Annotated in this window: 20 protein-coding genes and 2 pseudogenes; 6 read left to right on the forward strand and 16 right to left on the reverse strand. The window is 63.3% G+C overall.

The features are described from left to right. Positions 1-28 precede the first annotated feature (28 nt). The 13 genes and pseudogenes from X757_RS01000000164485 to X757_RS161010 form a co-directional block, all read right to left on the reverse strand. Positions 29-1,496 (reverse strand): annotated as a pseudogene (locus tag X757_RS01000000164485) (cation:proton antiporter). 149 nt (positions 1,497-1,645) lie between these two features. Further along, positions 1,646-2,710, reverse strand: coding sequence for an ABC transporter ATP-binding protein (locus X757_RS161065; RefSeq protein ID WP_023725205.1), 1,065 nt, complete (start codon positions 2,708-2,710; stop codon positions 1,646-1,648). A gap of 30 nt (positions 2,711-2,740) precedes the next feature. Beyond that, positions 2,741-3,532: an ABC transporter permease gene (locus tag X757_RS161060; RefSeq protein ID WP_023671171.1), complete on the reverse strand. Its 792-nt coding sequence runs from the start codon at positions 3,530-3,532 to the stop codon at positions 2,741-2,743. Beyond that, positions 3,529-4,443 (reverse strand): ABC transporter permease subunit, encoded by a 915-nt coding sequence (locus X757_RS161055; protein ID WP_023671170.1) that lies wholly within the window; start codon positions 4,441-4,443, stop codon positions 3,529-3,531. Before X757_RS161055 ends, X757_RS161060 begins: the two co-directional genes overlap by 4 nt. 63 nt (positions 4,444-4,506) lie before the next feature. Beyond that, entirely contained in the window at positions 4,507-5,613 is a 1,107-nt protein-coding gene (locus X757_RS161050; protein WP_023671169.1) for an ABC transporter substrate-binding protein, read from the reverse strand. A 239-nt stretch (positions 5,614-5,852) separates the two neighbouring features. Continuing rightward, on the reverse strand, positions 5,853-7,025 hold the full coding sequence (locus tag X757_RS161045) for an iron-containing alcohol dehydrogenase (RefSeq protein WP_023725206.1): 1,173 nt from the start codon (positions 7,023-7,025) through the stop codon (positions 5,853-5,855). An 18-nt stretch (positions 7,026-7,043) separates the two neighbouring features. Further along, complete coding sequence (locus X757_RS161040; RefSeq protein ID WP_023701010.1) at positions 7,044-8,429, reverse strand: aldehyde dehydrogenase family protein; 1,386 nt, start codon at positions 8,427-8,429, stop codon at positions 7,044-7,046. Between the two features lie 13 nt (positions 8,430-8,442). Then, a complete protein-coding gene (locus X757_RS161035) occupies positions 8,443-8,862 on the reverse strand; it encodes a type II toxin-antitoxin system VapC family toxin (RefSeq protein ID WP_027049802.1) in 420 nt (139 codons plus the stop codon). Further along, the gene (locus tag X757_RS161030) at positions 8,859-9,314 is read right to left on the reverse strand and encodes a hypothetical protein (RefSeq protein WP_023671165.1); all 456 of its coding nucleotides are present in this window, start codon (positions 9,312-9,314) and stop codon (positions 8,859-8,861) included. Before X757_RS161030 ends, X757_RS161035 begins: the two co-directional genes overlap by 4 nt. 90 nt (positions 9,315-9,404) lie before the next feature. Next, the gene (locus X757_RS161025; RefSeq protein WP_023701008.1) at positions 9,405-10,775 is read right to left on the reverse strand and encodes a glutamine synthetase family protein; all 1,371 of its coding nucleotides are present in this window, start codon (positions 10,773-10,775) and stop codon (positions 9,405-9,407) included. A gap of 80 nt (positions 10,776-10,855) precedes the next feature. Further along, positions 10,856-12,412, reverse strand: a complete 1,557-nt coding sequence (locus X757_RS161020) for an amino acid permease (RefSeq protein ID WP_023691841.1) — start codon at positions 12,410-12,412, stop codon at positions 10,856-10,858. A 78-nt stretch (positions 12,413-12,490) separates the two neighbouring features. Then, complete coding sequence (locus X757_RS161015) at positions 12,491-14,035, reverse strand: amino acid permease (RefSeq protein ID WP_023686444.1); 1,545 nt, start codon at positions 14,033-14,035, stop codon at positions 12,491-12,493. 17 nt (positions 14,036-14,052) lie between these two features. Beyond that, on the reverse strand, positions 14,053-14,871 hold the full coding sequence (locus tag X757_RS161010) for an N-formylglutamate amidohydrolase (RefSeq protein WP_023725207.1): 819 nt from the start codon (positions 14,869-14,871) through the stop codon (positions 14,053-14,055). A gap of 147 nt (positions 14,872-15,018) precedes the next feature. On the opposite strand from X757_RS161010, the gene X757_RS161005 reads away from it, so the two are divergent. From X757_RS161005 to X757_RS161000, 3 genes and pseudogenes are all read left to right on the forward strand, one after another. Beyond that, positions 15,019-15,843 carry a MurR/RpiR family transcriptional regulator gene (locus X757_RS161005; protein WP_023725208.1) on the forward strand — a complete coding sequence of 275 codons (825 nt, stop codon included), beginning with the start codon at positions 15,019-15,021 and terminating at the stop codon, positions 15,841-15,843. 171 nt (positions 15,844-16,014) lie between these two features. After that, positions 16,015-17,140 (forward strand): annotated as a pseudogene (locus X757_RS01000000164490) (efflux RND transporter periplasmic adaptor subunit). Then, entirely contained in the window at positions 17,137-20,268 is a 3,132-nt protein-coding gene (locus tag X757_RS161000) for an efflux RND transporter permease subunit (protein ID WP_023725209.1), read from the forward strand. Before X757_RS01000000164490 ends, X757_RS161000 begins: the two are co-directional and overlap by 4 nt. A gap of 181 nt (positions 20,269-20,449) precedes the next feature. On the opposite strand, the gene X757_RS160995 is transcribed toward X757_RS161000, so the two are convergent. The 3 genes from X757_RS160995 to X757_RS160985 are packed head-to-tail and all read right to left on the reverse strand — an operon-like array spanning position 20,450 to position 22,945. Continuing rightward, positions 20,450-21,487, reverse strand: a complete 1,038-nt coding sequence (locus X757_RS160995; RefSeq protein WP_023725210.1) for a zinc-binding dehydrogenase — start codon at positions 21,485-21,487, stop codon at positions 20,450-20,452. An 11-nt stretch (positions 21,488-21,498) separates the two neighbouring features. Next, positions 21,499-21,783 carry a zinc-binding dehydrogenase gene (locus X757_RS1000000168435; protein WP_198024380.1) on the reverse strand — a complete coding sequence of 95 codons (285 nt, stop codon included), beginning with the start codon at positions 21,781-21,783 and terminating at the stop codon, positions 21,499-21,501. Further along, a complete protein-coding gene (locus X757_RS160985; RefSeq protein WP_023725212.1) occupies positions 21,704-22,945 on the reverse strand; it encodes an acyl-CoA dehydrogenase family protein in 1,242 nt (413 codons plus the stop codon). The genes X757_RS1000000168435 and X757_RS160985 overlap by 80 nt, the downstream gene beginning before the upstream one ends. A gap of 127 nt (positions 22,946-23,072) precedes the next feature. Here X757_RS160985 and X757_RS160980 point away from each other — a divergent pair, with 127 nt between their 5' ends. Genes X757_RS160980 through X757_RS160970 form a run of 3 tightly spaced genes read left to right on the forward strand, consistent with a single transcriptional unit; the run spans position 23,073 to position 25,431 of the window. Then, a complete protein-coding gene (locus X757_RS160980; protein ID WP_023671153.1) occupies positions 23,073-23,888 on the forward strand; it encodes an SDR family oxidoreductase in 816 nt (271 codons plus the stop codon). Further along, a complete protein-coding gene (locus X757_RS160975; RefSeq protein WP_280940371.1) occupies positions 23,885-24,400 on the forward strand; it encodes a MaoC family dehydratase in 516 nt (171 codons plus the stop codon). Before X757_RS160980 ends, X757_RS160975 begins: the two co-directional genes overlap by 4 nt. Beyond that, the gene (locus X757_RS160970; RefSeq protein ID WP_023686454.1) at positions 24,397-25,431 is read left to right on the forward strand and encodes a phosphotransferase family protein; all 1,035 of its coding nucleotides are present in this window, start codon (positions 24,397-24,399) and stop codon (positions 25,429-25,431) included. Before X757_RS160975 ends, X757_RS160970 begins: the two co-directional genes overlap by 4 nt. Positions 25,432-25,541: the final 110 nt, after the last annotated feature.

Below are 25,541 nucleotides of genomic sequence, written 5' to 3' on the forward strand. Positions count from 1 at the left end.
CGGCACGACGGCGGAACTGGGCCAGCGTCTATGATGTGGTCAGCGGCTGGAACCGGCCCGCCGGCGATGCCGCCAGTTCGGCCCAGTCGATCTCTTCCTCCAGCCGGTGGTAGGCTTCGTCGCCGATCGTGCCGTTGCTGCGCAACTCCTCGAGCGTGTCGCGCTGGCGGTTGATGGCATAGAGGCGCAGCCGGTCGTATTCGGTCGCGGCCTGAGCGTCCTCCGGGTTTTCCGCAATCAGGCGCTGCGCTTCATACTGTTCGCGCACGACGGCGGCGGCCGCAGATGTCTTGCGGCTCAGCACGTCCAGTGCTGCCTGCATGATGGCGACGCGCGCTTGCGCCACCTCATTGTCGACGGTTCTATCGGGGTCGAAGTTGATCCAGCGCAGCAGCGGCTTCAGCGTCATGCCTTGCAGCANAGACGTGTGCTCTTCCGATCTCGCACCAGCCGACAATGACGGCGCCGCCGAACGTCGGCAATTCCCGCCTTGCCTCTTGGCTGCCGAAGCGGGCAAGCCACCGGATGATCGCGACGTAACTCGCCACCCAGACAAGGCGCGCGACGATAACGACGACCAGCACCGTTGCGGCGAAAAGGAATGCTTCGCCTTGCCCGTCGCCGGCCAGCCTGCCGACGATCGTGCGTGCCTGCAGGCCCATCAGCACGAAAGCCAGCACGTTGAGCACGAACACCGCCGACTCCCAGACCGAATAGGTACTGACTCGGCGTCTCGCCGACGACTGGCGCGGCGCCCTGCGCGCAATGGTCATGGCATAGACGACGATGGTGATGATGGCGGAAAGGCCGAGCCTGTCGGCGATGATCCACACGGCGAAGGTTCCGGCAAACTGCACCACCGTGCTGCTCGCCGCATCCTCGATGCGGCCGAGCGCCAGCAGCGAGACGCGGCCAAACAGATAGCCCGCGATCACACTGCCGATCGTTGCCAGCAGGATCACCGGAACGGCGTTGCTGAGCATGATGGTGCCAAGCGCGGCCGAAACCGCCAACCGGTAGATTAGCAGCGCCGTGGCATCGTTGAGCAGGCTCTCGCCCTGCAGGATGGCGGTGATGCGGTGCGGCACCTTGAACTGGCTGAGCACGGCGGATGCGGCCACCGCATCCGGCGGCGCGACGATGGCGCCAAGCGCGATTGCCGCCGCGATCGGCAGGCCGGTCATCTTCCAGCCGACGAAGGCAACCACCACGGTGGTGAAGACGACGGCGCCCAGCGCCAGCAGCGCGAGCGACAGCCGGTAGCGCTTGAGGTCGCGCAGCGACGTGTCATAGGCGGCGTCGAGAAGCACCGGCGCGATGAACAGGGCAAGCGCCAGTTCCGGATCGATCTCGATTGTCGGCGCACCGGGTACGAAGGCAATCGCGACCCCGGCCAGAGCCAGCAGGGACGGATAGGGAATTTCCAGCCGCCGCGACAGCGCCGTCAGCGCGACGGCAGCCAGAAGCAGGATTAGGGTAAGTTCGAATAGCGCCATGACCTATCGTAGCGGCGAAGTGGCATCGTGGGCAGTGGCTGGATGACAAGATGCTGTTGATTGTCCAGCGCTCGGGGTCCGGCAATGATACGGCCGTTCATCGCGCCAGCTTGAATCGACCGCCTCGGTCGCCCCAGGATGCTGCTTTGCTAGTGCAGCACCAGCATATCGCTTGATGAGAACGATATGTCGGCCTTCTCGCCGACAGCCGGCGGTGGCGTTGCCGGGCTGTTGAAGGTGTCGAGCGACACCGTGTTGCCGCCGATGCCGACGCGAACGCGAATGACTGAGCCGAGGAAGTGCACTTCGGAGATTTCGCCCGACAGGCTTGAATCGCGCCCGGGTTGGCGTCCGAGCGAAATCGCCTCCGGTCGCAGCGCCAGCGACAGCGTGTCACCGGACTTCGAGCCGTTGAGCTTGCCCATTAGCGAGACTTCCTGCGTGTTGACGCGCACCTTGCCGGACGCGGCATCGGTGACAGTGCCTTCGAGCACGTTCAGCGTGCCGACGAAATTGGCGACGAACTTGGTCGCCGGCCGGTTGTAGATCTCGAACGGTGTGCCGACCTGCTCGGCCTTGCCGCCATACATCACCGCGATGCGGTCCGAGATCGACAGCGCCTCTTCCTGGTCATGTGTGACGAAGATGGTAGTGATGCCGAGCTTCTTCTGGATCGAGCGGATTTCCTCGCGCAGCGAGACGCGCACCTTGGCGTCGAGCGCCGACAGCGGCTCGTCGAGCAAAAGCAGCTTCGGCTTCGGCGCGATGGCGCGGGCCAGCGCGATGCGCTGTTGCTGGCCGCCGGAGAGCTGGTAGGGATAGCGGTCGGCCATCTGCGGCAGCTTGATGATGTCGAGCATCTCGGCGACCCGGGAATCGATCTCTGCCCTTGCCATGCCGGCGACCTTCAGGCCGAAGCCGATATTTTGCGCCACGGTCAGGTTCGGGAACAGCGCGTAAGCCTGGAACACCATACCGACATTGCGCTGGTTGGGCTTCAGCCGCGTAATGTCCTTGCCTGCGACGACGATCTTGCCGGCGCTCGGCTCCTCGAAGCCGGCGACCATGCGCAGCACGGTGGTCTTGCCGCAACCCGATGGCCCAAGGAACGAAACGAACTCGCCCGGCTCGACATCAAGATTGAAATCTTCGACCACGGTGGTGGCGCCGAAGGATTTTCGCACATGCTGGATGGAGAGGAATGGTTCGGCCATGGCTTTTTCTTTCGATCAGTACTTTGTCGATCAGTTCGGGCGGTTCGCCGATCTCGGCGCGAAACGGGACAGGATCTGGATCAGCGACATGCAGCCCCAGGTGATGGCGAAGGCGATGATGGCAAGCGCTGCGGGCTCATAGGCGCGGTTGGCGCCAACGTTTTGCAGATAGGGACCGAAGGCGGGCCGGTTGAGCAAGCTGGCCATGGTGAATTCGCCAATGACGATGGCGAAGGTAAGGAAGGCGCCCGAGAGCACGGCGATCAGCACATTGGGCAGGATCACACGACCAATGATCGTGCCCCAACCGGCGCCAAGGATCTGCGCCGCTTCGGTCAGCGTCCTGACGTCGATGGTGCGCAGTCCGGTATCGACCGCGCGATACATGTAGGGCAGCGCCAGCATTGCATAGCCGATGACCAGCAAGGCATTTGTGCCCATGTCGGTCGCCAGGAACGGCAGCGGCGAATTCGAACCGTACATCCTGATATAGCCGAAGACGATGACGATGGCGGGAATGACCAGCGGCAGCAGCGTGATGAACTCTACGATCGGCCGCAGTTGCGGCAGGCGCAGTCGAATCCAGTAGGCGGCGGGCACCACGATCAACACGCCCAGAATGATGGTGAAGATGGCGGCAAGCACTGAGTAGCCAAAGGTCGCCTGAAAACGAGGGTCGCCAAGCACGATCTGATAGGCGTCGAAGGAATAAGCGCCGCGCCGCATGCGCAAGGAAAATTCCACCGTCGCGATCAGCGGAATGAAGAAATAGGCCGCGCCCAGCCCGAAGACGACCCAGGCCCAGAATTTTCCGGACTTCATTTCAGCCACCTCTCCGAGCGCGTCCGGAACCAGATGTAGAAGACATTGGCCAGCCCGGTGATGACGATCATGCCGAAGGCGATCGCATAGCCGAGATGGGCATTGTGCAGCACGTCACCGCGTATCTGCGCATAGAGCAGGATCGGCACGATGTTGAGTGAAGAGCCGGTCAGCGCATAGGCGGTGGCGATGGCGCCGAAGGCATTGGCGAAGAGCAGGATGACCGTGCCGAGGAAACTCGGCCAGATCACCGGGATGACCACCATGCGCCAGTATTGCGTCTGGGTGGCGCCAAGCGTCGCCGCAGCCTCGCCCCACTCCTTCTTCAAGCCGTCGATCGCCGGCGTGATGATGACCACCATTAGGGGAATCTGGAAATAGACATAGGTCAGCGTCAGGCCCCAGAACGATAGGATGTTGAAGCCGTGCGCATAAATGTTGAGGCCGAACACGGTGTTGAGCAGCACCGTGGCGAGACCGAGGCGTCCGAGCGTGGCGATGAAGGCGAAGGCCAGCGGTACGCCGGCGAAATTGGAAGCCACGCCGGAGAATGTCAGCGTCGCCGAACGTATCCACTCCGGCAGTCCGCCGCGCACGATGGCGATGGCGATGCCGAGACCTGCGAAGGCGCCGATCAGCGACGAGGAAAGGCTGACCTTGAGCGAGATCCAGTAGGCGGCGACAATCGATGGCTGCGCCAGTGCTGCTATGTTTTCGAACGTGAATTCGCCGGCATCGTTCTGGAATGCACCCAGCATCAGATAGAGCGTGGGTAGGATCAGGAACATGATGGCGAAGATGAAGAATGGCGCAACGCCGAGCCATTGCGTCGGCAGTCGCATTGCACGCGCCTCGCTGGGGGGCGCGGTCTTCCCGGCAACTGCGTGATCGGAAAGCGAGATATCTGTCATGCGCCGGCTACCGTCTCCGAGGAACACCGGGCGGCCGCGAGGCCGCCCGGTTGGTTTCAAGCCTTACTTGACGTTGGCGCCGACGACGGCATCCCAGTTCTTGGTGACGGCTTCCTTTGCCTTGCCCTGCTCGTCCAGCGTCGGGAACACCGCGGCAGCGTAAGCCTCGGCCGGCGGCAGCTTGGCCATCACGTCCGCCGGGAGCTTGCCGTTCTTGGCAAGATCGTTGAAGCGGATCGGGTGGCAATAGCCCTTCAGCCAGCCGATCTGGCCTTCGTCGGAGTAGAGATACTCCAGCCAGAGCTTGGCAGCGTTCGGATGCGGTGCGAAAGCACTGATCGCCTGCACATAGACGCCGGCAACGACACCGGTCTTGGGCACGACGACGTCGACGGGCGGATTGCCCTTCAGCGTGTCGCGACCGGCAAGTGCATTGTAATCCCAGGTCACCAGGATCGGCGTCTGGCCTTGTGCCAGGGTCGCCGGTTTGCCGATGACCGGCACGAAATTGCCGGCGGCGTTAAGCTTCTTGAAGAAGTCGAGACCAGCAGTGCCAGCAGCTTCGCCGGCAGCCGCACCACCGGAAATGCCGGCCGCGTAGACGGCCTGGATGGCCTGGTTCGAGGCGCGCGGGTCGCCGGCAAGCGCCACGGTGTTGGCGAATTCCGGCTTCAGCAGGTCAGCCCAGTCAGCAGGCGCTTCCTTGACGAGGTCCTTGTTCACCAGGAAGGATAGCACGCCATAGTAGTCGCCGGTCCAGTAACCATCGGCATCCTTGGCGCTGTCGGGGATCGAGTCCCAGGTCGACACTTTGTAGGGCTGGATCAGGCCGTCAGCCTTGGCGGTCGGGCCGAAGGACAGGCCAACGTCGATGACGTCGGGCGCCTGCGGGCCCTTGTTGTCCTTGTTGGCCTTGATCGCCTCGACCTCGTCGCCGGAGCCGGCATCGGGGTTGAGTTCGTTGATGGTGATCTCAGGATACTTTGCCTTGAAGCCGTCGATGACGGCGCCGTAGCCGCACCAGTCATGCGGCAGCGCGATGGTCGTGAGCTGGCCTTCCTTCTTCGCAGCGGCAACCAGTTCATCCATGGACTGGGCCGACGAGATAGCAGAGGTCGCCATGAGGGCGACGGCCGAAAGGGAAAGCACTTTCCCTGTGAACTTGAACATGTGTTCTCTCCGTTGAACTGGCGTCCTGGACGCCTGCGATGCGGTATCGGTTTCATATGACAGCCAGATGAAAGCTTTTTGAAACTGGCCCCCGGCGGTACGAAAAGTTAACTCTTTTTAACCGGCTGTAGCAATTAGCCTCGACTTAATTTCCCGGCTAATGGTTTATTGCCTTGCTTTTTGCCCCCTTGCCCTTCCTTTCCCTTCGTTTTTAGATCACGTCCGGCGCAGAAACCGCCTCAGACAGTGCCGGCGATAGTGTTCTCGAGCAGCGTCAGCGCCGCCTTTTTGGTCAGCCTGACCGGGTTGCCGCCGGCGGTCGGATCGACCACCGCCATGTCGGCGATCAGCCCTTTGCGCTTCTTGTCCATGTCGAGCCCCTTGATCAGGCCGGGCAGCGCATGCGGCACCTTCAATTCCTTGCGCAGCTTGATGATCGCTTTGGCAAAGCCGTCGAAGCCACCCTTGATGCCGCAATAGGCAGCGAGCCGGGCAATCCGCTCCTCGATGGAGTCGCGATTGAAGGCCAAGACATAGGGCATGAACACCGCATTCGTCATGCCGTGATGGGTGTCGTAGAGCGCGCCGATCGGATGCGACAGCGAGTGGATGGCGCCAAGACCCTTCTGGAAGGCGGCAGCACCCATGGCGGCCGCACTCATCATGTGGGCGCGCGCGACAAGGTCCTTGCCGTTGGCGTAGGCCTTGGGCAGGTTCTCGAACACCAGGCGCACACCTTCCACCGCAATGCCGTCGGCCATCGGGTGATAGCCCGGCGCGCAATAGGCTTCGAGGCAGTGCGCCAGCGCATCCATGCCGGTGCCGGCGGTGATGAAGCCGGGCATGCCGACCGACAGTTCCGGATCGGCAATGACGATTGCCGGCAAAAGCTTCGGATGGAAGATCACCTTCTTAGTGTGCGTCGCCTCATTGGTGATGACGCCGGCACGCCCGACTTCCGAGCCTGTGCCGGCAGTGGTCGGCACGGCTATGATCGGCGCGATGGCATCCGAATTGGCGCGCGTCCACCAGTCGCCGACATCCTCAAAGTCCCAGATCGGCCGCGTCTGGCCGGCCTGGAACGCGATCAGCTTGCCGAGATCGAGCGCTGAACCGCCGCCGAAGGCGATGACGCCGTCATGCTTGCCCTTCTTGAACACGGCGATGCCGGCGGTGAGGTTGGAATCGACCGGGTTCGGCTTCACCTCGGAGAACACGCCATAGGATACCTTGGCGTCGTCGAGGATTTTCAGCGTCGAAGCGACGACCGGCAGTTTCGCCAACCCCGGATCGGTGACGAAAAGCGGCCGCTTAATGCCGGTGGCAGCGAGCACCTCAGGCAGTTCCTTGATGCGCCCGGCGCCGAAGCGGACGGTGGTCGGGTAGTTCCATTTGGAGATCAGCTTGGACATGTCTTGTCTTTCAAAAAATCAGATGGCTTCGCGCAGATGGAAGGATTTCGGCCGGGTCAGATTGTCGTAGCCGAGCGCCGAAAGGGCAACGCCTTTGCCGGTGTCCTTGACGCCGGTCCAGACCAGCGCCGGATCGAGGTAGTCGCAGCGGTTCATGAACACGGTGCCGGTCTCGACGCGGTCGCCGATCGCCACCGCATGCTCGATATCGCCGGTCCAGATCGAAGCGGTCAGCCCGTAGGGGCTGTCGTTCATCAGCGCGATCGCCTCCTCGTCGTTACGCACCTTCATGATGCCGACGATCGGGCCAAAACTTTCCTCGCGCATGACGCTCATCTGGTGGTCGACGCCGGTCAGCACTTCCGGCGCCAGATAGGGCGAGCCGGCCTTGTCGTTAGCCACCTTCATATTGATGTGTGCGATTGCACCCTTGCGCAGCGCCTCGGCCTTCTGCTCGCGGATCAGGTCGGCAAAGCGCGCCTGAGCCATCGGCCCCATTGTCGTCGCCTGTTCCAGCGGATTGCCGACGGCATAATTCTTCGTCTCGGCGATGAAACCTTCGACGAACTGGTCGTAGACCTTCTCATGCACATAGACGCGCTCGATGCCGCAGCAGCACTGGCCGGAATTGTAGAAGGCGCCGTCGACCAGATTGGCCACCGCATGGTCGAGCTTGGCGTCGGGCAGCACATAGGCCGGGTCCTTGCCGCCGAGTTCGAGCCCGAGCGTCATGAAGGTGCCGGCCGCCGCCTTCTCGATGGCGCGGCCGCCGCCGACCGAACCGGTGAAATTGACATGGTCGATCTTGCCCGAGCCGAGCAGCTTCTCGGTCTGGGCATGGTTCAGCACGACATTCTGGAACACGCCCTTGGGCAGCCCAACCTTGTCGAACGCCTGCTGGAACCGTTCGCCAACCAGCAGCGTCTGCGCCGCATGTTTGAGGATAACGGTATTGCCGGCCATCAGTGCCGGCACGATGGTGTTGACGGCGGTCAGATAGGGATAGTTCCACGGCGCGATCACCATGACGACGCCGAGCGGATCCTTCTTCACATAGCGTCGGAAGCCGTCCTTCGGGTTGGATGCCGGCACGGATTTCAGCGCGGCTTCAGCGATCTCGACCATGTAATTGGTGCGTTCCCTGACGCCGCCGAACTCGCCGCCATAGCGCACCGGTCGCCCCATCTGCCAGGCGATCTCCGGCACGATCTCGTCGGTCATCGCGACCAGCGCTTCGAGCATCGCCAGCATAAATTTGCCGCGCTCGACGATCGGCGTCAGCGCCCACTTCTCCTGCGCCGCCTTGGCGCGCTCGACCGCGGCATTGATCGCCTGGTCGGTCGCGATCGGCCGCTCGGCGTAAATCGAACCATCGATGGGCGATTTGAGTTTTACGGTTTCCAAAGGATACTCCAAGTTAGCAGGCTAGGGTGCGCAGATGGCCATTGCGGCCATAGCGAAGGATGGGCTCGTCACGCGTCACCAGAACCATGTCCAACGCTCTCGCACTTGCCATCAGTATCCGATCGATGGGATCACCATGAGGCGGACCGGGCAGGTTGGATGACGCAATCAGAATGGCTGGTGAGATAGCGCTGAGCTTTGCCGACATTCGCTCGATGAATCGCTCCACGAAGTCGAGTGGTGCCAATGGCAGATTGAGCCGACCCTTGGCTACGCCGATTCCGATCTCCCATGCCGACATCGGTGAAAGATACAGACGGCCGTCATAGGCCGCTTCCGAAATCTCCCGGCTTGCGTGCGGATCGATCAGACTATCGTTGGCGACAAAGATCACCGCACATGTATCCAGAAGCAGGTTTGGCCCTTCGCTCATTTACGCACCGCAAGTTTGCCGTCACGCGCGTCAGCCTCACCGCCCAGATAGCCCCGGTCCCATGGCTCGTCATCGAAAGGTTTGGTGATATCAAATCCGGCTTCGATCGTTATTAGGCCCTTCATGAAACCAAAACCGGGGTGGCGATCCGCGCGCGCCTCCTTTGGCGCGGCAGGCACGCTACCACTGGGCGGCGCCGAAATGGGCTCTTTGCGAACGCGGCGAAATACCAGTTTCCCACTCCCTATATTGACGGATTCGGTCTCGAACCCAGCCTCAAGCCACTCCCTTGTCATGGGATTGTTGCTCGGATTGTTGCTCCACCATGCAGGGTATTGCTTCGATGCGGGCAGCGGCAGATTGAGCACTCTCTCGATTTCGGCGAACGACATCGGAACGCGATCGACATTCTGGGCAATGAGAAAGTCCTTGAGCGGCGCATATTTGGACATTGCAAACTCCTCAATGTAGCGCACTGCAGTTTACAGGTACCATATGGTACTAACTTCACCACATTGTCAACATTAAAGCTGTATAAAGTTTTAGTACCGCTCGAACCCTCTGTGCAGTTCCCAATCCGTAATGCGACGGTCGTATTCGAACTGCTCCCACTTTGCGGTGTGGACATAATGTTCGAGCACATCGTCGCCGAGCGCCTGCTTCAGCATCTTCGACTTGGCCAGCGTCTCGGTGGCGTCACGCAGCGTTTTCGGGATCTCCGGCAGGCGCGAGGCCTGGTAGGCATCGCCGACGAACGGCTTCTGCAGTTCGAGCTTCTCGTCGATGCCGGCAAGGCCGGCGGCGATCAGCGCCGCGAAAGCGAGATAGGGGTTTAGGTCGGCGCCGCCGATGCGGCATTCCATGCGGATGCCCTTGGTGCCCTCACCGCACAGGCGGAAGCCGGCGGTGCGGTTGTCCTCGCTCCACATGATCTTGGTCGGTGCGAAGGTGCCGGCCTGGAAGCGCTTGTAGGAGTTGATGTAGGGCGCCAGGAACCAGGTAAACTCCCTGGCGTATTTGAGCTGCCCAGCCGCCCATTGCTGGCCAAGCGTGGACAAAGTCCAGTCCGCCTTCTTGTCGAAGAACAATGGCGTCTTGCCATCGGCGCTCCACAGCGAATTGTGGATGTGGCTGGAGTTGCCCGCGAGCCCGTAATTGTATTTCGACATGAAGGAAATCGACTTGCCTTCGGACTCGGCAATCTCCTTGGCGCCGTTCTTCAGGATGACGTGGCGGTCCGCCATGTCGAGCGCCTCGGCATAGCGCACATTGATCTCTTCCTGGCCCGGGCCCCATTCGCCCTTGGAGTTTTCGATCGGGATGCCCGCCGCTTCCATCTCGTTGCGAAGCCGGCGCATGACGCCTTCTTCCTTGGTGGTGATGCCGATCTGGTAGTCGCCGATATAAGGCGACGCGGTGTCGAGCCCCTGCCAGTGCTTCTTGCGGGCGGAATCGTAGGTCTCGTTGAACAGGTAGAATTCGAGCTCGGAGGCGAAGTAGCCGATATAGCCGCGTTCGGTGAGCCGCTTGACCTGCTTTTTCAGCATCGCGCGCGGCGAATGCGGAAGGTCGTCATGGGTGTGGTGGTCGAGCACGTCGCAGATCACCAGCGCGGTCTTTTCCAGCCACGGAATCCGCCGCAGCGTCGCAAGGTCCGGCTTCATGACGAAGTCGCCATAGCCCTTCGACCAGCTTGCCGCCTTGTAGCCCGGCACCGGCTCCATATCGATGTCGGCGGCGAGCAGATAGTTGCAGCCATGCGTCTCGTCATGAGCAGAATCCACAAAGTACTGCGCCAGGAAACGCTTTCCCGCGAGCCGCCCCTGCATGTCGACGATGCAGGCCAGCACCGTGTCGATCTCGCCACTGGAGACCGCTTTCTTCAACTGATCGAACGAGAAATTTCCGGCCATTTCCTTTGGCACTCCAGTGCTTGGTCGTTGAGGACGAAACCATAGCCGGCTGCACGCCGGCCATGGCCATGATGGTGACGTCAGTGGCCGGTTTCGCCGACCGCCTGTTCGGCGGCCTTGATCGCTGCCTGACGTGCCGCGATGATGTCGCCCAGCGGCGGGCCCTGGAAGCGATTGCGCTCGAAGGCGAACCAGACAATCGCCGTCAGGATGAAGAAGCCGACGGTGATGTACAGCGCCCAGTCGTTCGGCGGCTGGATGCCGATGATGAAGATCAGGATCATCGACACTATGGAAAGGACCCCGAACAGCATGAAGATGCCACGGCCCAGGTTCCACGGTCCCATCTTGTCCCACTTCGGCGTGCCCCAGGCCACCATGCCGAGCACGATCGGCACGGTGAAGGACAGGAACAGGAAGATGACGGTGCACGAGACGACGATGGTGTAGGCCGAAGTGCCGGCGACCGAAACCAGCGTCGAACCCCAAACGAACAGCACCGACAGGACCGACGCCGTCCAGATGGCCGCCACTGGCGTGCGATAGGTCGGGCTGACCTTGGCCAGTGCCGACGAGCCCGGCAGGCCGCCGTCACGCGAGAAGGCAAAGATCATGCGCGAAGCCGAGGTGACGGTTGCGAGGCCGCACAACAGCTGGGCGATGAACACGACGAGGTAGACGAACTCCTTGAGGCCGGGACTGACGCGCTGGTCGAAGGCCCAGAAGAACACGTTCCAACCCTGCTTGGCGGCGTCGTCCATGTTGGGGATCATCAGCACGAAGGCGGCCAGGAACAAATAGCCGAAGACCGCCGACCAGATAACCGACATCACCATCGCACGCGGCACCGATGAGGCCGCCTTGATGGTTTCCTCGGAAGTGTGTGCCGAAGCATCGTAGCCGGTGATGGTGTAGATCGGCAGCAAGAGGCCGAGAGCGAACACCCAGGCGTTCGAGACGGACGGCCAGACGCTGGCGCCGGCCTCACCCGAGTAGTTGTGGAAGGTGAAGAGCCGGCTGAAATCCCAGGTCTCGGCGGAGAACAGGCAGACGACCGCAATCAGGATCGAGCCGAAGAAGATCAGGTAGCCCGAAAAATCGGTCAACTTCGCCGTCAGCTTGATGCCGAGATGGTTGATCAGGGCCTGGGCGCCAGTGATGATGACCAGGAAGATCATCTGATTGGTCAGCGTACCCTCGATGCCGAGCGTCGGCCCGAAGGCGCCGATGAAGAACGTCCAGGTGCCGACATTGATGGCGCCAAGCACGGTGATCAGGCCGAGCAGGTTGAGCCAGGCCGTCACCCAGCCGGTGCCGCGATTGCCGAGGATCGAACCCCAGTGATAGAGGCCGCCGGCCGTCGGATAGGCCGAGCTGATCTGCGACATGGCGACCGCGAAGGTGAGCGAAACGAAGCAGCCGACCAGCCAGCCGATGCCGATACCGATACCGCCGGCGCCCGACGTTGCCTGCGCTAGCGAATTGATGCCGCCGGACAGGATGCAGATGATGGAGAAGGAAACGGCGAAGTTGGAGAAGCGGCTTAGCCGCCGCTCAAGTTCCTGGGCGTAGCCCATGGAATGGAGGTGCTTTACGTCTTCCGCCTTGTCTGTGTCTGAATAACCCGGTGCTGCCATTGTAGTCCCCTTTGCGTTCTTAGCTGGCCGGCCCTGCCCCGGTCGGCTTGCGCCGGCCGGAGCATCTCGTCTTTGCTGTTAGCCTGCCGTCTGGCCGACGGCTGCTTCCGCGGCCGCGATCTCCGAAGCGCGGCGAGCAATGTCGGCGCCGATCGGCGGGCCCTTGAAGCGGCGCGATTCGATGCCGAACCACAGCACCACGAGCAGAACGATCAGGCCGATGGCATAGTTGATCAGGATGTCGAAGGGCGGCTGGATGCCGGCATACATCAGCACCAGAACGCCAAGCACCGTGATGACGGCGAACGGCTTGGACCAGATGCCGAGGCGGAACGGGCCGAATTCGGTCCAGCTCTTGCCCTCGGCAAGCAGGCCGGCGGCCACGGGCATGGCGTAGGACACGTAGAGGAACAATGCACAGCCAGCCGCCAGTGCGGCAAAAGCCGGCGAGTACAATGTCGCTGCGACCGCGAGCACCGCTCCGAGCCAGATTGCCGCCACCGGCGTGCGCCATGTCGGGCTGACGGTTTTCCACACCGACGAACCGGGCAGGCCGCCGTCACGCGCGAAGGCAAAGATCATGCGCGAGGTCGACGTCAGTCCGGCGAGAGCGCAGATGAAGTTCGCCAGCACGATTGCGATGGCAATGATGCTCTTCAGCAGGAATGGCGCCGGCAGATTGTTGAAGAGATTGAACCAGGCATTGGCGCCATCCTTGGCCGTCGCTGCCAGATCGGGGCTGGCCAGTACGAACGAAACGGCCATGACGAAGCCGAACACCAGCGACCACAGAACCGAATGGATCATGCCGCGCGGCACCGCCACGCGGGCATTGTGGGTCTCTTCGGACGTGTGGGCCGAAGCGTCGAAGCCGGTGATGGTGTAGAGTGGGTAGAGCAGGCCGATCAGGAAGGCGACGAGTGCCGTCCGTGCGGTCGGAACGTAGCCTGCGCCTGGATCACCGGTGTTGTTGACGAAGGTGGTGAGCCGCGAGAAATCCCAGCTTGCGCCCCAGATCAGGAACATCGCGGTCAACACGACGGCGACGACCAGAATGAGGTAGCCCGAGAAATCCGTCAGCATGGTGGTGAGCCTGATACCGAAATGGTTGATCAGCGCCTGCGCGACCGTGATGATCACAACGCCGATCACCTGCTCCTGATAGCCCCACGCGGATACGTCGTGACCGAACACGCCGGACCAGACAAGGTCCTTGAACAGCGCATAAACGCCGACATTGACCGAGGCGACGACGAAGACCAGGCCGAGCAGGTTGATCCAGGCCGTGGCCCAGCCCCAGCCGCGCCCGCCGAGAATTGACGACCAGTGGTAGAGACCGCCGGCCGTTGGGTAGGCCGAGCCGATTTGGCCAAGGGACGCGGCAACGACAAGTGCAAAGACGCCGCCGATGACCCAGCCGACAGTCGCCTCGAAGCCGCTGCCGGTCGCCATGGCCAGCGGGAAGGACGTGATGCCGCCCGCAAGAATGCAAATGATCGAAAAGGAAATTGCGAAGTTCGAGAAGCCGCTCATGCGGCGAGCCAACTCCTGGGCATAGCCCATGCTATGAAGGGTTTTTACATCCTCCGATCTTTCAGCGTCTGATTTGTCCGGTCCTGCCATTTTCGTCCCCTGTTTTTCTAGCTGGCCGATTGAACTGACTTTCCCACTGCGTGTCGCCGGGAACCCTTGGCCTCCTCGGGTTCCAGGTCAGAAAAAATGCCTGTGAGCAGATCCGCCCATTTCCGCTGCCCGGTCTCGCCGGAAATCTCGTCGTTGCGGATTTCGATCATTGCGCAGGCAAGGCCGCGCGAGCGTGCATGGCGCTCCAAAGTGAAATAGACGCGGTCGGCCGGCGAATAGGGCTCGTTGATGCCGACAGTGACGCCGGAGAGCCGCTGCAGCGCCGCTAACAGTGGCGACGCCAGCCGGCGGTCGTCATCATGGATGATGCCGATATGCCAGGGCCGGTTCTTGCCCTTGTAGACCGGGGTGAAGGAATGCACCGACACCAGCCGGGTCTCCTGCCCACGCGCCTGCCGGTCGTCGATGATCGATGCGATCGTGTCGTGGAACGGCCGCCACGACAAAGCGATGCGCTCGGCGCGCTCACTGTCCGACAGGCCGGCATTGCCCGGAATGGCCGTCCTCTCGCTGACCGGCGGCACCAGGTCCGGTGCGTCGAGCGGACGGTTGCAGTCGATGATCAGGCGCGAGATGCGGGTTTCGATGAGCGTCGCATCGAGGGCGGTCGCGATGCGGCGGGCCACCGGCAGCGCGCCGGGGTCCCAGGCGATGTGGCGGGAGAGGTCCTCGGCCGGCAGGCCAAGCGTGCCGAATTCGGATGGCAGGAAGTTGGAAGCGTGATCGCAGGTCAGCACGAAAGGGCTGGACCCGCCGGGGTTCGTCACCCCTACGGTATCAGACGATGCAAGGCTGGCGGGCCGTGCTCTCTCCATAGTCTGCCGTCCCCTGGGGAGCGCTGTATCTTATGTTACGTATTTTGCCTCATTGCGTCCCTGTGGATGATTTCATACAGTTTGTCCGGCTTTGTCAAACGCGATTTCGGGGAAGCGGTCTGGACGGGCTCAGGGGTGGGGAAAACGATGATTTCCAGCATTGCCGAACTGATTTCGGACCGCATCGGCACGATGCCGGCCGGCGAGCGCCGCGCCGCGCAGACACTGATTGCGAACTATCCGCTGATCGGGCTGAAGACGGTCGCCGAGTTCTCGGCCGCCGCCGGCGTATCGTCGCCGACCATCCTGCGCTTTGTCTCCAGGCTGGGGTTCCAGAACTATCCCGAATTCCAGTCGGCGCTGCAGGACGAACTGGCGGCGCAATTGCAGTCGCCGGCATCGCGCACGCTCAACCCGGCCTCCCCAAGCGGTGCAGTATCGCCAATGCTGGAGGCGACGCTGGACAATATGCGCGAGACCTTCAGGCATCTCTCCGACAGACAGCTTGCCGACATCGCCGCAAGGCTTGCCGACCGGCGCGGCAAGACATTCCTGATCGGCGGCCGGTTCACCGATCCGTTGGCACGCTACATGGCCGCCCATCTCGCCATCATCCAGCCCGATGTCTATCACCTTGCCGGCCAGGAGAGCATCTGGCGCGACCGGCTGATCGACATGGGCAAGCGCGACGTGCTGGTGATCTTCGACATCAGGCGCTATCAGGACAGTCTGGTCCGCTTTGCCCAGACCGCGCATCAGCGCGGCGTTCAGATCGTGCTGTTCACCGACCAGTGGCTATCGCCGATCGCCCGCTTCGCCCGCCATGTCATTGCCGGACGCACCGCCGTGCCTTCGGCGTGGGACTCTTCCGCCGCTCTGTTCGTTGTCGCCGAGACGCTGATCGGCGCCGTCACGAGGCAGCTCGAGGCCGACAGCGCCAGGCGCATCCGCGACCTCGAAAGCCTGCGCTGACACGTTCAATCCCCGCCGCAGGTGCGCAAAATTACGCAGATTTAATGTGCATGGAAGCGGCAGAATTGCCATAAAGCCATGATATTGCGGCGGCTTCGCACATACCGGGTGCGTCGCTGCGCGTTTTTTTGCTTGGCGAAACCGGTAGACGTTTTGCCAACCGGAGTGTCGATGGTCGCCTGGAAACAGATCGTTTTTGCGCTTGTGATCCTGGTCGCGGCTGTCCTCGCCTGGGCGCGATTCTTCCCGGGCGCGCCGGAGGTTCTGGCACGCTGGGGCATCGACTGGACCTATGCTTCGGCGCCCGCCACAACCGGCGCGGTCGACACGACGAAACAGGCAGGCGGTCGCAACGCTGCCGGCCGGCCGGCAAATGTCGTTGCCTTGCCGGCGGGCACGGCCACCATCAACGATCGCCTGCAGGCGATCGGCACCGGCCGCGCCAATGCCTCGGTGACGGTCAACCCGTACAGCTCCGGCCGGCTGGTTGAATTCCTCGTCCAGTCCGGTACCCGCGTCGACAAGGGGCAGATCATCGCTGTTCTCGATTCCGAGACCGAGGTGATCTCGCAGGATCGTGCCAAGCTCGCCTTGCAGGATGCCCAGGACAAGCTCGAGCGGGTGAAATCATTGAGGGCCTCCAACGCCGCGACCCCGGTCGCCGTCGCCGATGCCCAAGTGGTGCTGGCCGGCGCCAAACTGGCGCTGCAGGATGCCGAACTCGCCTTNCGGCATCCTGCCGATATCGGCCGGCAATTACGTCACCAGCCAGTCGGCGATCGCCACGCTTGACGACCGCTCCTCCATCCTGGTCGATTTCTTGGTGCCCGAGCGCTTCGCCGCCGCCGTCAAGGTCGGCGCGCAACTGTCGGCGACGCCGATCGCCAATCCGAGCAAGGCCTATACCGGCACTGTGTCGGCCATCGACAACCACATCGACGAAAAGAGCCGCACTCTGCTGGTCAAGGCTGCAATCGCCAATCCAGCGGATTCGCTGCGCGCCGGCATGTCGTTCGGCATCACCATGCGCTTCCCCGGCGACACCTATCCGGCCGTCAGCCCGCTGGCAATCCTGTGGGGTTCCGACGGCGCCTATGTCTGGCAGGTCGAGGACGGCAAGGCCAGGCGCGTTCCCGTGCGCATCATCCAGCGCAACACTGAGACGGTGCTGATCGACGCTGAGATCGAGGATGGCGACATGGTCGTCACCGAAGGCACCCAGAGCGTCAGCGAAGGCGGCGCGGTCCGCATCGCCGGCCAGGATCAGCGCGCCGCGGAAGCTGCCGAAGGCTCATGACTGCACCCGTCAGCACCGCCAGCGAAACCGGCTTCACCGCACTCTTCATCCGCAGGCCGGTTATGGCCTTCGTGCTGAACACGCTGATCGCAGTGGCCGGCCTTGCCGCTTTCTATGGCGTCGAAATCCGCGAACTGCCCGATGTCGACCGCGCCGTGGTCACCGTGTCGACGGCCTTCGAGGGTGCCGCCGCCGAAACCGTCGACCGTGAACTGACCGACACCATCGAGGGCGCGGTCGCCCGCGTCTCCGGCGTCAAGTCGATCTCGTCGACCTCTTCCTTCGGCCAGAGCCGCGTCACCATCGAGTTCAACGACGGCGTCGATTTGAACGTCGCCGCCTCCGACGTGCGCGACGCGGTCGGCCGTGTCGCCAACATGATACCGGAGACCGCCGACCCGCCGCGCATCGTCAAGGCCGATGCCAATTCCGATGCCGTGATGCGACTGGCCGTCACCTCCGACACCATGTCGGTGCAGGACATGACGGTGATCGTCCAGGACCAGATCGAGGACGAACTGGCTGCCGTGCCTGGCGTCGCCGACGTTCAGGTCTATGGCGACCGCGACAAGATCTTCCGCATCGATGTCGACCAGAACAAGCTCGCCAGCCTCGGCTTCACTGTGGCCGATCTGAGGGCAGCGCTTGCCTCGGTCGCTTTCGATTCACCAGCCGGTTCGATCACCACCACCAACCAGGATCTCATCGTCCGCACCACGGCCGATGTGACGACGCCGGAAGAATTCGAAAACATCATCATCGGCGGCACGACGCGCATCCGCGACGTCGCCACCGTCACGCTCGGTCCCGACATCGGCCAGACCTCGTTGCGCTCCGACGGCAAGACCGGCATTGGCCTTGGCATCATCCGCCAGGCGGAATCGAACACGCTGGATATTTCCACCGGAGTGAAGGCAGCCGTCGCCAAGCTGCAGGAAAACCTGCCCAAGGGCATGTCGATCAAGATCACCAGCGACGACGCAGTCTTCGTCAACGGCGCCGTGCACGAGGTCGAGATCGCGCTCGGCCTGTCGATCTCCATGGTGCTGATCGTCATCTACATCTTCCTGCTCGACTGGCGCGCGACGCTGATCCCTGGTCTGTCAATGCCGGTCGCCATGATTGGCACCATCGCCGCCATCTATCTCGCCGGCTTCTCCATCAACATCCTGACGCTTCTGGCGCTGGTGCTGGCAACCGGCCTTGTCGTCGACGACGCCATCGTCGTTCTGGAAAACATCGTGCGACGGCGCAACGAAGGCATGGGGCCTCGTGCCGCCGCCGTGCTCGGCGCCCAGGAAGTGTTCTTCGCAGTCATCGCCACGACGCTGACGCTCGTTGCCGTTTTCGTGCCGATCTCCTTCCTGCCGGGACAGACCGGCGGCCTGTTTCGCGAATTCGGCTTCGTCCTCGCCATGTCGGTGCTGCTCTCCTGCGTGGTGGCGCTGACGCTGTGCCCGATGCTGGCCTCGCGCATGTTGACCGGCGCATCGCTCCACCATGAAGGCGGTCACGGCATTGGCGCGCGCGTCGGTGGCGCGCTGAACGCGGCCTACAAGCGCGCCCTGCATGCCTGCCTCGGCGCGCCGTGGATCGTGCTGCTGGTTGCGGTGCTGTTTGCGGGCGTCGCCTTCAGCCTGTTCGGCACCATCCGCCAGGAACTGACGCCGAGCGAGGACCGCGCCGTCGTGCTGTTGCGCATCAACGCGCCGCAAGGCGTCAGCCTCGATTACACCACGCAGCAGATGCAGAAGATCGAGCGGCTGATCCAGCCGCTGCGCGATTCCGGCGAGATCGTCTCGACCTTCGAAAACGCCGGCCAGAACGGCGCCTACAATTCCGGCTTCATGGTGATGACGCTGGCGCCGTGGGACGAGCGCACGCGCAGCCAGCAGGAGATCATGGCGCAGATAAGCAAGCTGACCCGGCAGGTGCCATCCGTGCGCATCTTCCCGGTGCAGGCCAATAGCCTCGGCATTCGCGGCGCCGGCAACGGCCTGCAATTCGCGCTGGTCGGCAACGACCGCAAGGCGCTCGGCGACGCGGCGGTGAAGATCATCGCCCGGATGCAGGCCGATCCGCGCTTCCAGACGCCGCGGCTTTCCATCGACCCGACGCAGCCGCAGCTGGCGGTGGCCATCGACCGCGAGCGCGCCTCCGATCTCGGCATCGACATATCGGGTCTCGCCAACACCTTGCAGGCGATGCTCGACGGCAACGATGTCGTCGATGTCTACATCGCCGACCGCAGCTATGGCGTGAAGCTGGTCTCGACCACCAACCCGATCAATGATCCGACCGATCTGGAAAACATCTTCCTGAAGACCGCCGACGGCCGCTTCGTGCCGATGTCGACCATCGCCACGCTGACCGAGCGCGCCGTGCCGCCGTCGCTGACCCGCGAACAGCAGCAGCCTTCGGTGGCGATCACCTCGAACCTGAACGGCAATTTCGCACTGGGTGACGCGCTCGGCGTTGCCGAGCAGATCGCCGCCCCGCTGCTGCCGCCGGGCAGCCGCGCCCTGCCGCTGGCCGAAGCCGCGACGCTCGGCGAGACCAACAGCGCCATGATCACCATTTTCGGCTTCGCGCTGGTCATCATCCTCCTGGTGCTCGCCGCCCAGTTCGAAAGCTTCGTCAGCGCCGTCATCATCATGGCGACGGTCCCCCTCGGCCTTGCCTGCGCAATCTTTGCGCTGCTTTTGTCAGGCACCAGCCTCAATGCCTACAGCCAGATTGGCCTCGTGCTTCTGGTCGGCGTCATGGCCAAGAACGGCATCCTCATCGTCGAATTCGCCAACCAACTGCGCGACCGCGGCCTCGGCGTGCGCCAGGCGATCGAGCAGGCCTCGATCATCCGCCTGCGGCCGGTGATGATGACGATGATCTGCACCATCCTCGGCGGGGTCCCGCTGGTGCTGGCCGCCGGCGCCGGTGCCGAAGCGCGCATCGCGCTCGGCTGGGTCATCGTCGGCGGGCTGGGTCTCGCCACCGTCTCGACGCTGTTCCTGACCCCGGTCGCCTACCTCCTGCTCGGCCGCTTCGTCACGCCGAAGGCGCATGAGGAAGCGAGGCTAAAGCGGGAGCTTGAGGAAGCGGCGTACGCCAATGTCGAGCCGGCGGAATAGCTCCGCTTACCCTCCCCCTTGTGGGGAGGGTCGGACCGCAGGTCCGGGGTGGGGTGCAGCGCCAACTAACGTCGGTGCAGCGCTCCCGCGAATAACAGAGGTAGGAGCCAAGACCCCCACCCCGACGAAAGAGCAAAATTGCTCTTTCGTCGACCCTCCCCACAAGGGGGAGGGTAGAAAGTCACGGCCTAATAAACACCTTCCCGTTCGGCTTGGCCAGCTCCGCCGGGGCCTTCGCCATCGCCTCATCCAGCGGTAGCACCGCCGTCACGTCGGTTGACCAGCGCCCATCCGAAAAGCGCTTCTGTGCTTCCATGATCGCCGGGCCGCGCTTGTCGCGGAACTGGCGCATCCATTCGACCAGCCAGAAGCCTTCAATGTGCTTGTGTTGGAAGATCATCTGGCCGGGCTCACGGATGACAGTGGTGTCCGGATCGAGCCGTCCATAGATGATCCAGCGCGAGCGCTTCGGCATGGCGTCGAAGATCGCCGAGGCCACCGGCCCGGTCACGGCATCGAGGAAGATGCGCGGCTGCTCGGCCTTGACCACATCGCGTAGTGCTGCCTTGAAATCCGGCGCCTTCTCGTTGAGCACATGGGCAGCCCCGATCTCCTTCAACAGCGGAATCTGCTCGTCGCGGCGCACGGTGACGATCGGCCGGAACCCAGCCTCCTTGGCGAGACCCGCGATCAGCTTGCAAAGCTGGCTGGCGCCGGCGGTCATGATGAAGGCTTTTTCGCCCGTCTCCTTGACGATGTCGAACATGGCGAGCGCCGTGAGCGGGTTGACGATCATCGCCGCGCCATCCTCGTCGCGGACCGTGTCGAGCAGCGGAATGCAGCCGGCAGCTTCGGCAACTGCATAGTCCGCCCACGCGCCCCAATTGGTGACGCCGGTGGTGAAGGCGATGCGCTTGCCGATCAGGCTTTTCGCATAGGGCTCGTCGCCGCTGGCAACGACCGTGCCGACACCCTCGAAGCCGGCCGGCTGGCCCTTGGCGCGCGGCTGACCGTACTGGCCCTTGATGAACATGACGTCGGACGGGTTGATCGAGGCGAGGCTGACCTTGATTAGAACCTGGCTCGGTCCGGGCGTCGGCACGCCGATGCTGCCAAGCTTGAGGTACGGCTCCATCGCCTCCAGCGCACTGCCGGAGGGCGTCCTGGTGTAGCCGTCGCCGGTCAGCAGCAGTGCTTTCATGTCTGAGGGGATCGCCATGGCGGGGCTCCTTACAGTTTGAGGATGAGCTTGCCGGATGCGCCACGGCCAAGCACGCGCGTCACCACGGCGGCGGCATCGGCCAGCGGATAAGTGCCTTCGATGGCCGGCCGAACCTTGCCGGCGAGATGCCAGCCGACCAGCGCCTTCAGATTGTCGGCATGGACGAGCTGGTCGAGCAGCGCGAAATCGCGGGCGATAATGGCCTTCATCCGCTCAGACCTTTTCCTGCGTGTATTTCCTGAGTTCCGTACGCGCCACCTGCCGGCGGTGCACCGCGTCCGGCCCGTCGGCAAGGCGCAGGGTTCGCAGATGCGTCCATGAGCGTGCCAGCGGCGTGTCCTGGCTGATGCCTTGCGCCCCGAACATCTGCACGGCCTCGTCGGTGACCTTGAGCGCGACGCGCGGTGCGATGACCTTGATCTGGCTGATCCAGGGCGCGGCTGCGCGCGCATCGCCCTGGTCGATCATCCACGCCGCCTTGAGGCAGAGCAGCCGCGCCATCTCGATCTCCATGCGGCACTCGGCGATGATATCGAAATTGGCGCCGAGCTTGGCCAATGGCTGGCCGAAGGCCTCGCGGCGCACCGAGCGCTGGCACAGCAGCTCCAGCGCCATTTCGGCTTGGCCGATGGCGCGCATGCAATGGTGAATGCGGCCGGGGCCGAGCCGCCCCTGCGCGATCTCGAACCCCCTGCCCTCGCCGAGGATCAGGTTTCCGGCCGGCACCCTGACATTGTCGAAGCGGAGGTGCATGTGGCCGTGCGGCGCGTCGTCATCGCCATAGACCTGCATCGGTCGAAGCTTGATCACGCCCTTGGTGTCGGACGGCACCAGGATCATCGAATGGCGGCGGTGCTGCGGCTCGGCTTCGCCGCCGGTGCGGACCATGACAATGTAGATGGCGCAGCGCGGGTCCCCGGCCCCCGACGCCCACCATTTCTCACCGTTGAGTGCATAGTCGTCGCCTCGCCGTTCGCAGCGCATGGCGATGTTGGTGGCGTCGGAGGAAGCGACGTCCGGCTCGGTCATCAGATAGGCCGAGCGGATCTTGCCCTCGAGCAGCGGCTCAAGCCATGCCTGCTTGTGGTCGTCCGAGCCGTAGCGCTCCAGCACCTCCATATTGCCGGTGTCGGGCGCCGAGCAGTTGAAGGTCTCGGCGCCGAGATGCGCCTTGCCCATCTCCTCGGCGAGGTAGGCGTATTCGACCGTCGAGAGACCATAGCCGCGCTCGGACCCGGTCAGCCAGAAATTCCACAGGCCGCGCTCCTTGGCCGTCTTCTTCAATCCCTCGAGGATCTCGGTCTGCCGCGCGGTGTAGACCCAGCGGTCGCCGCCCTTGCCGACCTCACTCAAAAAATCATGATCGAGCGGCATGATCTCATCGCGCACCATGGCGGCGACACGGGCGTGGATCGGCTTCAGCCGCTCGGTCATGCCGAGATTCATGTCCGCCATCGGTCTCCAACCCTTTCACGCATCTGGGCACTTTACCCGTGGCAAGGATGACCGTACTTCGGGTAGCCTTGTCAACGCGAGCCCCTTTCGCCCCGGACCGTGAGCAGAAAAGCGCGGAGGAATTCCGATGAGCTATCTGGAAGAACTGTTCTCAGTCGCCGGCAAGACAGCGCTGGTGACGGGAGCCGCGACCGGCATCGGCCGCATGGTGGCGACCGCTTTGGTCCAAGCCGGCGCCACCGTGATGATCGCTTCACGCAAGGGCGAGGATTGCATCAAGGTCGCCGCTGAGTTGAACGGGCTCGGCGGCTCCGGCAGTGCCGAAGGCTTTGCCGGTGACGTCTCGAGCGAAGCAGGCATTGCCGCGCTGGTCGGCGAGGTCAAGGCGCGCACCGAGAAGCTGCATATTCTGGTCAACAATGCCGGCATATCCTGGGGTGCCTCCCTGGAGGATTTTCCCTATAGCGGCTGGGCCAAGGTGTTCGCCGTCAACGTCACCGCCGTCTTCCATCTGACGCGCGAATTGCTGCCGCTGCTGGAAGCCGCCGCGAGCGATGCCGATCCGGCCCGCGTCATCAACCTGGGCTCGGTGATGGGCACGCAGCCGCTGGCCGACGACGCCTATTCCTACACCGCGTCCAAGGGCGCCGTTCACCACCTGACGCGCACGCTGGCGATCGAACTCGCGGCGCGGCGCATCACCGTCAACGCCTTCGCCCCCGGCCCCTTCCAGAGCCGGATGACCGCCTTTGCCACCGGCACCGAAGAAAAGGCCAGACATGTCGGCAGCCATGTCCCCATCGGCCGTATCGGCGTGGCGGATGACATCGGCGGCGCAACGCTCTATTTGTGCAGCCGTGCCGGTTCCTATGTCACCGGCGCCATCCTGCCGATCGACGGCGGGCAGTCGGTGCAGCATGGGCTGACATTGTTCAAGGAATGAGCCGCGGTCGGCGGCAAGGGGAGGACACCGCAGTGGAACCGATCAGTCTCGATGTGCTTCTGGCCAGCGTCGGCAAGGAAGTCGGCGTCTCGCCATGGCGCGAGGTCACACAGACCATGATCGACCAGTTCGCCGACGCCACCGACGACCACCAGTTCATCCATTGCGACCCCGAGCGGGCCAAAAACGAGACGCCGTTCGGCGGCACCATCGCGCATGGCTTCCTGTCGTTGTCGCTGCTCTCGGCGATGACCTTCGAGACCATGCCGCCGCTGGAAAAGGGCAAGATGGGCGTCAACCACGGTTTCGATTCGCTGCGCTTCCTGGCGCCGGTGAAGACCGGTTCGCGCATCCGCACCCGCTTCGTGCTGGCCGACGTCAAGGTCAGGCCGTCGGGCTGGGTGCAGACGGCGCATGACGTGACCATCGAGATCGAAGGCTCGAAGAAGCCGGCGCTGACGGCGCGCTGGCTGACGCTGACGCTGATCGAGCGTGAGCCGGAGACCGCATGAGTGGCGACGCCAACGCGCTGGACCAGACGCCACTAGCGCTCTATCTCGAGGGGCACATCCCGGGTTTTGCCGGGCTTTCGGCAATCGAAAAATTCAAATCCGGCCAGTCGAACCCTACCTATCTGCTGACTGCGGCCAGCGGCCGCTATGTCCTGCGCGCCAAGCCGCCGGGCCAGTTACTGAAATCGGCGCATCAGGTCGACCGCGAATTCACGGTCATGAAGGCGCTGGCCGGCACCGCCGTGCCGGTGCCGGCGATGCTGCATCTGTCGGCGGAGGCGACGCCGATCGGCCGCATGTTCTACGTCATGGATTTTCTCGACGGCCGCATCTTTTGGGATCCGGCAGTGCCGGAGGCCGCTGGCAACGATGAGCGCGCCGCCCTCTACGATGCCATGAACGCCACCCTGGCGGCCCTGCACGATGTCGATGTCGAGGCGGTCGGGCTCGGCGATTTCGGCAAACCCGGCAATTACTTCGAACGCCAGCTGGCACGCTGGACCAGCCAGTACCGCGCCTCGGAGACCGGCACGGTCGCCGACATGGACCGGCTGATCGCCTGGCTGGAGACGCATATGCCGGCCGATGACGGCCGAAAATCTCTCGTGCATGGCGACTACCGGCTGGACAACATGATCTTCGCGCACAATGAGCCGAAAGTGCTGGCCGTGCTCGACTGGGAACTGTCGACGCTTGGCCACCCCTTTGCCGACATCGCCTACCAGTGCATGCAATGGCGCTTGCCGCACGCCTCGGGCTTTCGCGGTCTTGGCGGCGTCGACCGCGCCGCCCTCGGCCTGCCCTTGGAGGAAGCCTATGTCGCGGCGTATTGCCGTCGGCGCGGGCTGGCCGGCATCGACAATTGGAGCTTCTTCCTCGCCTTCTCCTTCTTCCGCTTGGCGGCCATCTGTCAGGGCGTCTACAAGCGGGCGCTCGACGGCAACGCCTCCAATCCCGAAAAGGCCAGGACCTATGGCGAAGCGGTGAAGCTGCTGTCGCACCTTGCCGCCAAGCTGATCGACCGAACCTGAGTAGACAATGAGATATTGTGGTCGGCGCGATTTGATGACAGATCGGATCAGTTCCGTTCCCCGACCGGGGAGCAAGCCCATACGGAGGTGGTGGCAACCGGCCTGGAAAC

It is taken from the genome of Mesorhizobium sp. LSHC412B00 (genome assembly GCF_000503035.1).
Classification (GTDB): domain Bacteria; phylum Pseudomonadota; class Alphaproteobacteria; order Rhizobiales; family Rhizobiaceae; genus Mesorhizobium.